The organism is Pseudomonas sp. BP01 (assembly GCF_022760795.1).
In the GTDB taxonomy this organism is placed as follows: Bacteria; Pseudomonadota; Gammaproteobacteria; order Pseudomonadales; family Pseudomonadaceae; genus Aquipseudomonas; species Aquipseudomonas putida_Q.
Window position 1 is genome coordinate 284,709 of the sequence record NZ_JAFBKA010000001.1, and the last position, 14,004, is coordinate 298,712.

The window sequence follows — 14,004 nt, forward strand, 5'->3', positions numbered from 1 at the left end:
CGCAAAGCGGCCCCGGCTATCTCGGATCAGACCAGGCAATCAGCGCTTGCGCAAGATCACGCTACCAATCGAATACCCCGCACCAAACGAGCTCAACACGCCCAGCGAGCCCTTGGCCAGGTCATCTTGGTACAGGTGGAAGGCAATCACCGAACCCGCCGAACTGGTGTTGGCATAGCGGTCGAGAATGACCGGTGCATCTTCCTCGGCCACTTCACGCCCCAGCAGCTTCTTGACGATCAGGTGGTTCATGCTGAGGTTCGCCTGGTGCAGCCAGAAGCGCTTCACATCGCTCGGTTGCAGGCCGTTTTCCTGCAGGTGCTCACCGATCAGCTCGGCCACTTTCGGGCACACCTCGCGGAACACCTTGCGGCCTTCCTGGATGAACAGCTTGTCCGCTGCGCCTTCGCCCTCTTCCGCCGCACGGTTGAGGAAGCCGAAGTTGTTGCGGATGTTGTTGGAGAACTCGGTCCACAGCTTGCTGCTGACGATGTCGAACTGGTGCGCCGAGGTGGCCTGGTCGGCACGCTCGATCAGTACCGCGGTGGCGGCATCACCGAAAATGAAATGGCTGTCACGGTCGCGGAAGTTCAGGTGGCCGGTGCACACCTCCGGGTTGACCATCAGCACCGCGCGCGCCTGGCCCAGGGCCACGCTGTTGGCGGCGGTCTGGATGCCAAAGGTGGCGGACGAGCAGGCCACGTTCATGTCGAAGGCAAAGCCCTGGATGCCCAGCGCCTGCTGCACTTCGATGGCAATCGCCGGGTACGGGCGCTGCAAGTTGGAGCAGGCGACGATTACCCCGTCGACATCCGCAGCCGTGCGGCCGGCGCGCTCCAGGGCCTGGCGGGCAGCAGCCACGGCCATTTCGCAGAGCACCGACGGTTCGTCGTTGGACCGCTCTGGCAAGCGTGGTTTCATGCGCTGGGGGTCGAGGATGCCGGCCTTGTCCATGACGAAGCGGCTCTTGATGCCCGAGGCCTTTTCGATGAACGCCGCGTCGGACAACGGCGCCGCTTCGACTTCACCGCGCTCGATGGCGGCGGCGTTGTCCTGGTTGAACTGCTGCGACCAGGCGTTGAAGGAGGTCACCAGTTCTTCGTTGGAAATGCTCTGGGCCGGGGTGTACAGGCCGGTGCCGCTGATCACGACGTTATGCACGGTCGTTCCTCTGGTCAAAGGCCATCGCCACGGGGCGCTGGCTGGAAATATGACAGATTAATGGCACTTTAGTACCAATTTAGGCGCGTACGCTCACCCCTGTGGGAGCGGGCGTGCCCGCGAAGGGCCGCAAGGCGGCCCCAAATTGCATCAATATTGCCACAACTGTGGAAGTTTAGCCTTCCACCTGACTCCACTGTTTGCTCAATCGCTTGTCGGAAATCGGCACCTTGGTCCCTAACTGCTGGGCAAACAACGACACCCGATATTCCTCCAGCCACCAACGGTACAAAGCCAGTTGCTCATCACGCTTGCCCTCCTGGGCATGCTTGTCGGCACGGGCCTTGTACTGCGCCCACAGGTTGGCCAGCTCGCCGGACCAGACCCTGTCCTTCTGCACTTGCGAACCCAGCTTCTCAAGGCGCAGTTCCACCGCCTTGAGGTAGCGTGGCAGCTCCTTGAACCAAGCCGCGGGCGTTTCGCGCACAAAGCCCGGGTACACCAGGTTACCCAGCTGCTGCTTGATGTCGTTCAGCGCCACCGCCTGGCTCAGGTCGATCTTGCCCTTGAAGCGCTTCTGCAGGCCATGCCAGAGTTTCAGCACCTCCAACGTCAGGCGCGCCAGGCGCTCGGCATGCTCCGCCCAGCTGCCGCGCTTGCGCTCAGCCAGCCCGGCCAGGGCCGCGCCATCACGAGGCAGTGGTTGTTCGCCTTCGAGGATGCAGCTGTCCAGGCTGGCCAGCAGAATGTCTTCGACCAGCGCCTCGACCCGCCCCATTTCACGGTACAGCAGGCCCAGCTCGGTCAGCCCCGGCAGCTTGCCGCGCAGGAACTTGGCCGGCTCGGCCAGTTGCTGCAGCAACAGCCGTTGCAACGCGCGGCGGTGCTGGAACTCGGCTTCGGCCTGGGTCGAGAAGCGCCCTTCGCGCACGGTGCCGTTGTCCTCGACCAGCGCCGGGTACACGGTCATCGACAGCCCTGCAATCTTCTGCTGGGCGGTCTGTTTCACTTCGCTGAAAGCTTTGGCCTGCACCGGTTGTTCGCTTTTGGCATCACGCGGCACCGCCAGTGCTGCTTGGCTGGCAGCGGCAAAGCGTGCAGTCAGCTCGGCCAGGTCGCGGCCTTCGCCAAGGAACTTGCCTTGGCCATCGACCACCTCGATGTTCATCCGCAGGTGGCCTTCAACCAGTTTGACCGATTCTTCCCAGGCCTCATCGGACACCCGCGCACCGGTCATGCGCAACAGCTCCTGGCCCAGAGCCTGCGGCAGCGCCCCCTGGCCGAACGTCATGCGCGCCAGCGAGGCCTTGACGAAGTCCGGCACCGGCACGAAGTTCTTGCGCAGGGCCTTGGGCAGGTTGCGCACCAGCGCCACGCACTTGGCCTCCAGCAGGCCTGGCACCAGCCATTCCAGGCGCTCGCCGGGCAGGCTTGGCAACAGCGGTGCCGGCACCCGCACGGTCACGCCGTCACGCGGGTGACCGGGCTCGAAGTGGTAGCTCAGCGGCAGGCGCAGCTCGCCCACCTGCATGCTGTCGGGGTACTGCGCTGCCGTCACTTCGCTGGCCTCGCGGGCCAGCACGTCTTCCTCGCGCATGATCAGCAGGTTGGCGTCTTTCTGGCTGCCCATGCGGTACCAGCTGTCGAAGGTCGCGGTCTGGTGAATTTCTGCCGGCAGGCGCGCTTCGTAGAAGGCGTACAGCGTTTCTTCGTCGGCCAGAATGTCGCGCCGGCGGGCCTTGGCCTCCAGCTCGTCAAGTTCCTCAAGCAGGCGTTTGTTGGCCGTCAGGCACTTGGCCCGCGACTGGATTTCACCCCCCACCAGACCTTCGCGGATAAACAGCTCGCGCGAGGTAACCGGGTCGATCGGGCCGTAATGCACCGGGCGGCGGCCAACCAGAATCAGCCCGTACAGGGTGATCTGCTCATAGGCCACCACCTGCCCGCGCTTCTTCTCCCAGTGCGGTTCAAAGTGGTTCTTCTTGACCAGGTGGCCGGCCAGCGGCTCGATCCAGTCCGGCTCGATCTTGGCGACCATGCGCGCATACAGCTTGGTGGTCTCGACCAGTTCGGCGGCCATTACCCACTGCGGGCGCTTGCGCCCCAGGCCCGACGACGGGTGTACCCAGAAGCGCCGTTGGCGGGCACCCTGGTAGTCGCCATCTTCGGTCTTCTGGCCGATCTGGCTAAGCAGGCCACTGAGGATGGCCTTGTGCATCTTCAGGTAGTCGGACGGTTCCTTGTTCACCGTCAACTGCAGCTCACGGCAGATGAGTGCCAGCTGGCGGTGGGCATCGCGCCATTCACGCAGGCGCAGGTAGTTAAGGAAATTCTTGCGGCACCAGTTGCGCAGCGGGTTGGCCGTCAGCGCCTGGCGCTGCTCTTCGAAACCACGCCACAGGTTGACCAACGCGGCGAAGTCGGAGTCCACGTCCTTCCACTGTGCGTGGGCCTGGTCGGCGGCCTGTTGGCGCTCTGGCGGGCGTTCGCGCGGGTCCTGCACCGACAGCGCACTGGTGACGATCAGCACTTCCTGCAAGCTGCCCAGGCGTGCGCCTTCGAGCAGCATGCGACCCAGCCGTGGGTCGACCGGCAGGCGCGCCAGCTGGCGCCCGATCGGGGTCAGCTGGTTCTCGCGGTTGACCGCCGACAGCTCTTGCAACAGGTTGAAGCCATCGCTGATGGCCTTGCCGTCCGGCGGCTCGATGAACGGGAAGGCATCGATCGCGCCAAGGCGCAGGTGCAGCATCTGCAGGATCACCGCCGCCAGGTTGGTGCGCAGGATCTCCGGGTCGGTGAACGCGGGCCGGCTGTTGAAATCTTCTTCGCTGTACAGGCGTACGCAGATGCCGGGCTCGACCCGGCCGCAGCGGCCTTTGCGCTGGTTGGCACTGGCTTGCGACACTGCCTCGATGGGCAGGCGCTGCACCTTGGCGCGGTAGCTGTAGCGGCTGATGCGCGCGGTGCCGGTGTCGATCACATAGCGAATGCCAGGCACGGTCAGCGAGGTTTCGGCAACGTTGGTGGCCAGCACCACGCGGCGCCCGGTGTGTGGCTGGAAGATGCGCTGCTGCTCGGCCGGCGACAGGCGCGCGTACAACGGCAAAATCTCGGTGTGGCGCAGTTGCGCCTTGCGCAGGATCTCGGCGGCATCGCGGATTTCCCGCTCGCCCGGCAAAAAGATCAGCACATCGCCCGGGCCCTTGCCCTCACTGCGCTCATGGTGCGCCAGCTCATCCAAGGTGGCGAGGATGGCCTGGTCGACGGTGAGGTCGTCTTCGATCTGGTTGCCTTCCTCGTCCTGCTCGCTGGTCAGCGGGCGGTACCAGGTTTCTACCGGGAAGGTGCGCCCGGACACCTCGATGATTGGCGCGTTATCGAAGTGCTTGGAGAAGCGCTCCAGGTCGATGGTCGCCGAGGTGATGATCAGCTTCAGGTCTGGCCGGCGATGCAGCAGGGTCTTCAGGTAGCCGAGCAGGAAGTCGATGTTCAGGCTGCGCTCGTGGGCTTCGTCGACAATGATGGTGTCGTAGCGCTCCAGCAGGCGGTCGTGCTGGGTTTCGGCCAGCAGGATGCCGTCGGTCATCAGCTTGACCAAGGTGTTGGAATCGCTCTGGTCTTCGAAACGCACCTGGTAGCCGACCAGCCCGCCCAGCGGCGTGCCCAGCTCCTCGGCGACCCGCGCCGCCACGCTGCGCGCGGCGATCCGGCGCGGCTGGGTGTGGGCGATCAGGCCATGGCTGCCACGGCCCAGCTCCAGGCAGATTTTCGGCAGCTGGGTGGTCTTGCCCGAACCGGTTTCGCCGGCGATCACCAGCACCTGGTTTTCGGCCAGGGCCTTCTTGATTTCATCACGCTTGGCGGCGATCGGCAGGTTGTCGTCGTAGCGCACGGTCGGCACGCTCTGCTGGCGCGCGGTGACCTGGGCGCAGGAGGCCTGGACCTTTTCCACCCACTGCGCCAGCTTCGCCTCGTCGGGGCGCTTGCGCAGTTCGTGCAGCTGCCGGCGCAGGCGATGGCGGTCGGCAATCATGGCGTGGTCGAGGTTTTGCAGCAGTTTGTCGATGGCGTGGTCAGTCATGGGGCTTTTTAGTGATGCAGGTGAGCCTGCTTTTTCATGATCGGCATTCGAAGGATGCGCGATTGTCGCAGATTTGCCGGCTTTCTGCTGCCTGTGCCGGCCTTATCGCCGGCAAGCCAGCTCCCACAAGTACTGCACAACCCTCAGGCCTGTGGTGATCCCTGTAGGAGCTGGCTTGCCGGCGATAGGGCCGGCACAGGCAGCCTGAATGTTTAGCCCGGTGCGATGTAAAGGTTGCCATTCACTGCTTTAATCAACCTTACGCCGCATGTGAGTATCAAAGGCATGACTCCCGTCCAGCCCATCGCGCCACCGTCCTCTCGCCCTTCGCTCCCGAAGGCCCGGAGCCGTGCCGGGGAAAATCCGCTGGTTCACATCATCCTCGCCTTCTGGGCCCTGTGGCACTGCCGCCACGCGCGCCCACCGGACACCTCGCTCACGCCATTGTGACCAAACACGGCCGGCGTCTGGCCGTTTGACTCAACTGGGCCGCCTGCTTGTGCGGTGGCCCTGTGCGCACGCGAGCGAATCAATCATGCACTTTGCACCCGTAGAGCAGGCTACCCGTTTCCTGGCCGACAACCCCGATATCGAGCTGTTCGAACTGTTCATCCTCGACGCCAACGGCGTACCGCGCGGCAAGCTGCTGCATCGCGAAGAACTGCTGGCCGTGTACCAGACCGGCCGGCCGCTGCCCAGCACCATCCTCGGCCTGACCCTGAACGGCGACGACGTGGAAAACTCGGGCCTGGTGTGGGACGTGGGCGACATCGACTGCCGGGCCTACCCGCTTGAAGGCAGCCTGGTGCGCTTGCCGTGGCGCCGCGTGCCAACGGCTGCAGTGCAGGTCAGCATGCACCCGAGCGAGGGCCTGCCGGCCAGCGTCGCCGACCCGCGTCATGTGTTGCTGCGCACCATCGAAGCGCTGAAAGCCGACGGCTACCACCCGGTGATGGCCTGCGAGCTGGAGTTTTACCTGCTCGACCAGCAACGCGACGCCCAGGGCCGCCCGCAACCGGCGCTGGACAACGATGGCGGCCGCCCGCGCACAACCCAGGTCTATGGCCTGCGCGAACTGGAGCAGATCGAACCGTTCCTCGCCGACCTTTATGCTGCCTGCAAGGCCCAAGGCATTCCGGCGCGTACCGCCATTTCGGAATACGCCCCAGGCCAGGTGGAAATCACCCTGGAGCACGGCGATGCGCTGCAGGCGATGGACCAGGCCGTGCGCTATAAGCGGCTGGTGAAAGGCGTGGCCCACGCCCACGGCATGCAGGCCTGTTTCATGGCCAAGCCGTTTGCCAACCTGGCCGGCACCGGCATGCACATGCACCTGAGCCTGGCCGACAGCGCTGGCAACAACCTGTTCGCCAGTGAAGACAAAGCCGGTACCCCGCTGCTGCGCCAGGCCGTGGCCGGTATGCTGCGCCACCTGCGCGATTCGCTGCTGCTGTTTTGCCCCAACGCCAACTCGTTCCGCCGCTTCCAGGCCAACAGCTATGCGCCGCTGGCACCGACCTGGGGCGTGGACAACCGCACCGTGAGCCTGCGCGTGCCAGGCGGCCCGGCCAACAGCCGGCATGTGGAACACCGCATTTGCGGCGCCGACGCCAACCCGTACCTGGCTGCAGCGGCGATTCTCGCCGCCAGCCACAGGGGCATCCGCGAGCAGCTGGACCCGGGCGCACCGGTGGAAGGCAACGGCTATGCCCAGGCCACCGAACACCTGCCTACCGATTGGCTGACTGCCCTCGACGCCCTGCAACATTCCCATTGGGCCCGCGAAGCATTGGGCGAAGACTTCCTTGGCGTGTACCTGAAGGTCAAACGCGCCGAGTACCGCCAGTTCATGGCCGAAGTCAGCGAGCAGGACTGGCGCTGGTACCTGCACCAGGCCTGAGCCCCTACATAACAAGGAACACCCATGAACGCAGCATTCAACAAAGGCCCGGCGCAGCGTGCGCCGTCCTACTACAGCGCCTCCCTCAACGACCACACCGAGTACCCGCAGCTCAAGGGCACGGTGCAGGTGGATGTGGCCATCATCGGCGGCGGCTTCACCGGCGTCGCCACGGCGGTGGAGCTGGCCGAACGTGGCCTGAAGGTGGCCATCGTCGAAACCAACCGCATCGGCTGGGGCGCCAGCGGGCGCAATGGCGGCCAGGTCACCGGCAGCCTGTCGGGCGACGAGGCCATGCGCACGCAGATGCGCAACCACCTGGGCGCCGACGTCGACGATTTCATCTGGCACCTGCGCTGGCGCGGGCACCAGGTGATCGAACAGCGCGTGGCGCGCTATGGCATCGACTGCGACCTCAAGCACGGCCACCTGCATGCGGCGATGAAGCCCTCGCACATGGACGAGCTGCGTGCCTTCGAGGCCGAGGCCCAGCGCCGGGGCATGGGCGAGCAGGTGCAACTGCTGGACCGCGCGGCAGTGGCCGGACACCTGCAAAGCCCGCTGTACCTGGGTGCGTTGAAGAACCTGCGCAACCTGCACCTGCACCCGCTCAACCTGTGCGTGGGTGAGGCCCGCGCTGCCCACAGCCTGGGTGCGCTTATCTTCGAGAACTCCGAGGTGCTGGACATCGTCCACGGCCCGCGCCCGGCGGTGGTCACCGCCCACGGCCGGGTAGAGGCGCGCCAGGTGATGCTGGCCGGCGATGTGTATCACAAACTGGAAAAGCGCCAGCTCAAGGGCAAGATCTTCCCGGCCATGGGCGGCATCGTCACCACCGCGCCGCTGGGCGAGCTGGCCGAGCAGATCAACCCGCAGGACCTGGCGGTGTACGACTGCCGCTTCGTGCTCGACTATTACCGCCTGACCGCCGACAAGCGCCTGCTGTTCGGCGGTGGTGCCAACTATTCCGGCCGTGACTCACGGGATATCGAAAGTGAACTGCGCCCGTGCATCGAGCGCACCTTCCCGGCATTGAAAGGCGTGCCGATCGAGTTCCAGTGGAGCTGCGCCATGGGCATCGTGGTCAACCGCATCCCTCAGCTGGGCAGGCTGTCGGACAACGTGTGGTACTGCCAGGGTTATTCGGGGCACGGCATTGCCACCAGCCACATCATGGGCGAGATCATGGCCGAGGCACTGACCGGGACGCTGGAGAAGTTCGACACCTTTGCCCAGTGCAAGCATGTGCGGGTGCCGATGGGGGATTTGCTGGGCAACCCGCTGCTGGCGGCGGGGATGTGGTACTACCAGATGCTGGAAAAACTGCGCTGAGCCTGAAAGCGGTGCAACCTCTGTAGGAGCGGCCTTGTGTCGCGATCGGGCCGCAAAGCGGCCCCAGGTTCTCAGCCGCAATGCTGAAATTGTTGGGGCCGCTTTGCGGCCCCTTTCGCAGCACAAGGCTGCTCCTACAGGGACCGCGCTGGCGGGGCGTCAGGCGATCTTCTTCAAGCCTTGCTTCTTGAGCTCTTCATCGCGCAGCTCGCGGCGCAGGATCTTGCCCACGTTGGTGGTCGGCAGCGTATCGCGGAACTCGATCAGGCGTGGCACCTTGTAGCCGGTAACGTTGGCACGCATGTGCTCCATCACCTGCTCCTTGGTCACGGTCATGCCCGGTTTGACCACGATGAACACCTTGATCACTTCACCCGACTTCTCGTCCGGCACACCAATGGCTGCGCACTGCAGCACGCCCGGCAAGGCCGCCAGCACGTCTTCCAGCTCGTTGGGGTAAACGTTGAAGCCCGAGACCAGGATCATGTCCTTCTTGCGGTCGACGATGCGCATGTAACCGTCGGCCTGGATCAGGGCGATATCACCGGTCTTCAGCCAGCCTTCGCTGTCGAGGATCTCGGCGGTGGCATCTTCGCGCTGCCAGTAGCCCTTCATCACCTGCGGGCCCTTGACGCACAACTCGCCCACTTCGCCCAACGGTAGCTCGTTGCCGGCGTCATCGATGATCTTGCACAAGGTCGACGGCACCGGAATACCAATGGTACCCACCTGGTTGGCTTCTGCCGGGTTCACCGCCGCCACCGGGCTGGTTTCGGTCATGCCGTAGCCTTCGCAGATGGCGCAACCAGTAACGGCCTTCCAGCGCTCTGCCACGCTCAGTTGCAGGGCCATGCCGCCCGACAGGGTGATTTTCAGCGCCGAGAAGTCCAAGGCACGGAACGCCTCGTTGTTGCACAGGGCAACGAACAGGGTGTTGAGGCCGACAAAGCCGCTGAACTTCCACTTGCCCAGTTCCTTGACCATGGCCGGCAGGTCACGCGGGTTGCTGATCAGCACGTTGTGGTTGCCGATCAGCATCATCGCCATGCAATGGAAGGTAAAGGCGTAGATATGGTACAGCGGCAGCGGGGTGATGAGAATTTCGCAGCCTTCGTGCAGGTTAGCGCCCATCAGCGCCCGGCATTGCAGCATGTTGGCCACCAGGTTGCGGTGGGTCAGCATGGCGCCCTTGGCCACGCCGGTGGTGCCGCCGGTGTACTGCAGCACAGCCACGTCGTTGGCCTGCGGGTTGGCCTCGGTCACTGGCTGGCCCTTGCCCAGGGCCAGGGCGTCGTTGAAGCGCACCGCCTGCGGCAGGCTGTAGGCCGGCACCATCTTCTTCACGTACTTGATCACGCTGTTGATCAGCAGGCGCTTGAGCGGCGGCAGCAGGTCGGCCACTTCGGTGACGATGACGTGCTTGACCTGGGTCTTGGGTACCACCTTTTCGGCCAGGTGGGCCATGTTGGCCAGGCACACCAGGGCCTTGGCGCCGGAGTCGTTGAACTGGTGTTCCATCTCCCGCGCGGTATACAGCGGGTTGGTGTTGACCACGATCAGCCCGGCACGCATGGCGCCGAAGACCGCGACCGGGTATTGCAGGACATTGGGCAGTTGCACGGCAATGCGGTCACCCGGCTTGAGGTCGGTATGCTGCTGCAGCCAGGCGGCAAACGCCCCCGACAGCGCATACAGCTCGCCATAAGTGATAGTCTTGCCCAGGTTGCTAAAGGCCGGTTTGTCGGCAAAGCGTTGGCAGGATTGCTTGAGTACTGCCTGGATATTGGGGAATTCGTCAGGATTGATTTCCGCCGTAACCCCGGCTGGGTACTTATCCTTCCAAAAATTTTCGATCATGGAAGCCCACTCCTTCAGCAACAGCGAAGTTCGATTGGCGCGTCGATGCGCTTATTATTGATATGAGACGGCGGTTCGTTGCAAACCGGATCGTCTGAAAGCGGGCCGAGAGTAACAGCTTTGCCTGGGGTCGCCTAGAGGCCAAAACAGGCCTTGCAGTCACAAAAATGACTCAATGAACAATACAGGTCATTTTTAGAGTTTTTAACCAAAATGTCGCAGATCAGGCTGTAATCATCATTTTAGAGCGGTTTTTAAAGCATTCGCGGGCAAGCCCGCGAATGCCATTTCGGTATCACGCTATGTCGCGCAGCTCCCGCCGCAGGATCTTGCCCACCGGCGTCATCGGCAACGACTCGCGCAGCACGATGTGCTTGGGTACTTTGTAACCGGTGAAGTTGGCTTTGCAGTAGGCCTTCAGCTCTTCCACGCTCAACCCGCCCTCGCGCGGCACCACGAACAGCTTCACCGCCTCGCCTGAGCGCTCGTCCGGCACGCCGATAGCCGCACAGTTGGCAACCTTGGGGTGGCCCATCACCACGTCCTCGATCTCGTTGGGGTACACGTTGAAGCCCGAGACGATGATCATGTCCTTCTTGCGGTCGACGATGCGGGTGAAGCCGTCCGGGTCGATCACCGCGATATCCCCGGTCTTGAACCAGCCGTCCGCATCCAGTGCTTGAGCAGTGGCCTCAGGCTGCTGCCAGTAACCCTTCATCACCTGCGGCCCCTTGATGCACAGCTCGCCCCGCTCGCCCAGCGGCAATTCGTTGCCGTCATCGTCGATAACCTTGAACGCGGTACCCGCCACCGGGATGCCCACGGTGCCCAGGCGCGCCAGCTGACCATAGGGGTTGGTGCTGGCCACCGGCGAGGTTTCTGTCAGGCCGTAGCCTTCGACAATGCGGCAGCCGGTCAGGGCTTCCCAGCGTTCGGCAGTGGCCTTGACCAACGCCGTACCGCCGGAGTTAGTGACCTTCAGCGCCGAGAAATCCAGTTGGCGGAAGCCGGGGTGGTCCATCAGCGCGACAAACAGGGTGTTCAGCCCCAACAACGCCGAGAAACGCCACTTGCCCAACTCCTTGATGAAGCCGGGGATGTCACGTGGGTTGGTGATCAGGACGTTGTGGTTGCCGGTGACCATCATGCACATGCAGTTCGCGGTAAAGGCATAGATGTGGTACAGCGGCAGCGGCGCGATCATCACCTCCTGGCCGTCCTTGAGCAGCTTCTGCCCGTCGGGGCCGTGCTGCGAGAAGCAGGCCAGCACCTGCAACATGTTGGCCACCAGGTTGGCATGGGTGAGCATGGCGCCCTTGGCCAGGCCGGTGGTGCCGCCGGTGTACTGCAGCACGGCAATATCGTCCAGGCTCAACGGCACCGGTTTGGGCGACTGCTCGCGGCCCAGGCGCAGCACCTGCTTGAACGATATCGCCTGGGGCAACCGGTAAGCTGGCACCATCTTCTTCAGCTTGTCGACCACCGTGTTGATCAGCCAGCCCTTGGCGGCAGGCAACAGGTCGCCCATTTTCGCCTCGATCAGGTACTCGATGCCGGTGTCGGGCAGCACCTCCTGCACACGCTTGCCGAACATGTTCAGGTACACCAGCGCGCGTGCGCCACTGTCCTTGAACTGGTGGCGCATTTCGCGCTCGGTGTACAGCGGGTTGGTGTTGACCACGATCAGGCCGGCACGCATGGCACCGAAGACAGCGATCGGGTATTGCAGCACGTTGGGCATCTGCACCGCGATGCGGTCGCCCGGCTTGAGGTCGGTGTGCTGCTGCAACCAGGCGGCAAAGGCTGCCGAATGGCGCTCCAGCTCCGCGTAGTTCAGGGTCACGCCCAGGTTGCTGAACGCCGGGCGGTCGGCAAAGCGCTTGCAGGAGCGCTCGAACACCTCGACGACCGAGGTGTAGGCATTGATGTCGATGGTGGAAGGTACGCCCGCCGGGCGCTTGTCATTCCAGAAGTCGGCTTGCATTTATTATTGTTCCTCTGCCTGGACCTGCACTGCGTCCTTTAGTCCTTTACCTGATCGCCTGCTGGCGAAAAGGCGTTGATCCGACGTTAGCAGGTAAGCCCAGGACGGCATATACGCCAAGTGCCGCCATTAACATTGTGAATCTTATTTGTGCCCTTCCTGCAATCCGCCCGGTTGTGCATACACTGTTCGGGTACCTGTGCGCACAAGGACCCGCCATGCCCCACGACGCCTTCTGGCTTCCCGCCAGCGAGCACTGCAGCCTGTACGTGCACCAATGGCTGCCGGCCACACCGGTAAAAGCCGTGGTGCTGCTGGCCCATGGGATGGCCGAGCATGCCGGGCGCTACAAGCGCCTGGGGCATGCCCTGAGCGAGGCCGGCTTTGCCCTGTTCGCTGCCGACCAGCGCGGACACGGGCGCACCGCCGAACTGGGCAGCCTCGGCCTGTTCGCCCGCCATCATGGCTGGAATGCCGTAGTCAACGACCTTGGGCTGCTGGCCCAGCACATCGGCCAGCAGTTCCCGGGTACACCGCTGTTTCTGTTCGGCCACAGCATGGGCAGCTACATTGCCCAGGCCTACCTGCTGCACCACAGCGCCAGCCTGCACGGGGCGATTCTGAGTGGTTCCAACTACCAACCGGCGGCGCTGTACCGCGTGGCGCGGCTGATTGCCCGCCTGGAGGGCTGGCGCCAGGGGCCGCAAGGCAAGAGTGCGCTGATCGAATGGTTGTCGTTCGGTTCGTTCAACAAAGCCTTCAAACCCAACCGCACGGCGTTCGACTGGCTCAGCCGCGACCCGGCCGAGGTCGACTTGTATGTCAACGACCCGTTGTGCGGCTTTCGCTGCAGCAACCAGCTGTGGCTCGACCTGCTGCAAGGCTTGGCGCAGATCAGCCAGCCGGGTAACCTCGCGCAGATCGATCCGAACCTGCCCATACTGGTGATCGGTGGTGAATGTGATCCGGTCAGTGCCGGCAAGCGTCTCACCCATCTGGCCGACGCCCTGCGTGCGACCGGCAATCGACATGTACAGCTGCGCGTCTATCCTGAGGCGCGGCATGAAGTACTCAACGAAACCAACCGTGACGAGGTCACCGCCGATATTCTCGGCTGGCTTGAACAGGCGCTGGCCCTTGGCCGCCCCGTGCGTAGTGAATGATCGCCGCCCTCGCCCAACGCTTAAGGAAGCACCGATGTCCCAGGTCACCAACACGCCTTACGAAGCCCTCGAAGTTGGCCAGACGGCCGAGTACAAGAAGTCCGTTGAAGAACGCGACATCCAGCTGTTCGCTGCGATGTCCGGTGACCACAACCCGGTTCACCTGGATGCCGAGTTCGCCGCCAAGAGCATGTTCCGCGAGCGTATTGCCCATGGCATGTTCAGCGGTGCGCTGATCAGTGCCGCAGTGGCCTGCACCCTGCCTGGCCCTGGCACCATCTACCTGGGCCAGCAGATGAGCTTCCAGAAACCGGTAAAAATTGGCGACACCCTGACCGTGCGCCTGGAAATTCTCGAGAAGTTGCCCAAGTTCAAGGTGCGCATCGCCACCAATGTGTACAACCAGAACGATGAGCTGGTGGTGCAGGGTGAGGCCGAGATCCTGGCGCCGCGCAAGCAGCAGACAGTCGAGCTGGTGTCGCCGCCGAATTTCGTGGCTAGCTGAAAACTGAATAAGCCAGTTCCG

At 63.6% G+C, this 14,004-nt stretch carries 8 protein-coding genes; 4 read left to right on the forward strand and 4 right to left on the reverse strand.

Annotated elements, in window-relative coordinates:
- Positions 1-39: 39 nt before the first annotated feature.
- On the reverse strand, positions 40-1,161 hold the full coding sequence (locus JOY50_RS01290) for a beta-ketoacyl-ACP synthase III (RefSeq protein WP_132846835.1): 1,122 nt from the start codon (positions 1,159-1,161) through the stop codon (positions 40-42).
- Between the two features lie 175 nt (positions 1,162-1,336).
- On the reverse strand, positions 1,337-5,242 hold the full coding sequence (hrpA, locus tag JOY50_RS01295; RefSeq protein ID WP_132846834.1) for an ATP-dependent RNA helicase HrpA: 3,906 nt from the start codon (positions 5,240-5,242) through the stop codon (positions 1,337-1,339).
- Positions 5,243-5,777: 535 nt separating this feature from the next.
- Here hrpA and JOY50_RS01300 point away from each other — a divergent pair.
- Both JOY50_RS01300 and JOY50_RS01305 read left to right on the forward strand, forming a co-directional pair.
- Positions 5,778-7,142 carry a glutamine synthetase family protein gene (locus tag JOY50_RS01300; protein WP_019473634.1) on the forward strand — a complete coding sequence of 455 codons (1,365 nt, stop codon included), beginning with the start codon at positions 5,778-5,780 and terminating at the stop codon, positions 7,140-7,142.
- 24 nt (positions 7,143-7,166) lie between these two features.
- The gene (locus tag JOY50_RS01305) at positions 7,167-8,474 is read left to right on the forward strand and encodes an FAD-binding oxidoreductase (protein ID WP_132846833.1); all 1,308 of its coding nucleotides are present in this window, start codon (positions 7,167-7,169) and stop codon (positions 8,472-8,474) included.
- 159 nt (positions 8,475-8,633) lie between these two features.
- Here the strand turns inward: JOY50_RS01305 and fadD1 are convergent, their stop codons facing one another.
- Complete coding sequence (gene fadD1 / locus JOY50_RS01310; RefSeq protein WP_132846832.1) at positions 8,634-10,331, reverse strand: long-chain-fatty-acid--CoA ligase FadD1; 1,698 nt, start codon at positions 10,329-10,331, stop codon at positions 8,634-8,636.
- Positions 10,332-10,626: 295 nt separating this feature from the next.
- Complete coding sequence (gene fadD2 / locus JOY50_RS01315; protein WP_019471046.1) at positions 10,627-12,315, reverse strand: long-chain-fatty-acid--CoA ligase FadD2; 1,689 nt, start codon at positions 12,313-12,315, stop codon at positions 10,627-10,629.
- Positions 12,316-12,533: 218 nt separating this feature from the next.
- Between fadD2 and JOY50_RS01320 the strand changes: the two genes are divergently transcribed.
- Both JOY50_RS01320 and JOY50_RS01325 read left to right on the forward strand, forming a co-directional pair.
- The gene (locus JOY50_RS01320; protein ID WP_132846831.1) at positions 12,534-13,478 is read left to right on the forward strand and encodes an alpha/beta hydrolase; all 945 of its coding nucleotides are present in this window, start codon (positions 12,534-12,536) and stop codon (positions 13,476-13,478) included.
- 34 nt (positions 13,479-13,512) lie between these two features.
- Positions 13,513-13,983 (forward strand): MaoC family dehydratase, encoded by a 471-nt coding sequence (locus tag JOY50_RS01325; RefSeq protein ID WP_016488563.1) that lies wholly within the window; start codon positions 13,513-13,515, stop codon positions 13,981-13,983.
- Positions 13,984-14,004: the final 21 nt, after the last annotated feature.

Bases quoted from the DNA above. Each gene is read 5' to 3' on its own strand.
- JOY50_RS01305 (WP_132846833.1), top strand. From the start codon at position 7,167: ATGAACGCAGCATTCAACAAAGGCCCGGCGCAGCGTGCGCCGTCCTAC.
- JOY50_RS01300 (WP_019473634.1), top strand. From the start codon at position 5,778: ATGCACTTTGCACCCGTAGAGCAGGCTACCCGTTTCCTGGCCGACAAC.
- JOY50_RS01320 (WP_132846831.1), top strand. From the start codon at position 12,534: ATGCCCCACGACGCCTTCTGGCTTCCCGCCAGCGAGCACTGCAGCCTG.
- hrpA (WP_132846834.1), bottom strand. From the start codon at position 5,242: ATGACTGACCACGCCATCGACAAACTGCTGCAAAACCTCGACCACGCC.
- JOY50_RS01325 (WP_016488563.1), top strand. From the start codon at position 13,513: ATGTCCCAGGTCACCAACACGCCTTACGAAGCCCTCGAAGTTGGCCAG.
- fadD2 (WP_019471046.1), bottom strand. From the start codon at position 12,315: ATGCAAGCCGACTTCTGGAATGACAAGCGCCCGGCGGGCGTACCTTCC.
- fadD1 (WP_132846832.1), bottom strand. From the start codon at position 10,331: ATGATCGAAAATTTTTGGAAGGATAAGTACCCAGCCGGGGTTACGGCG.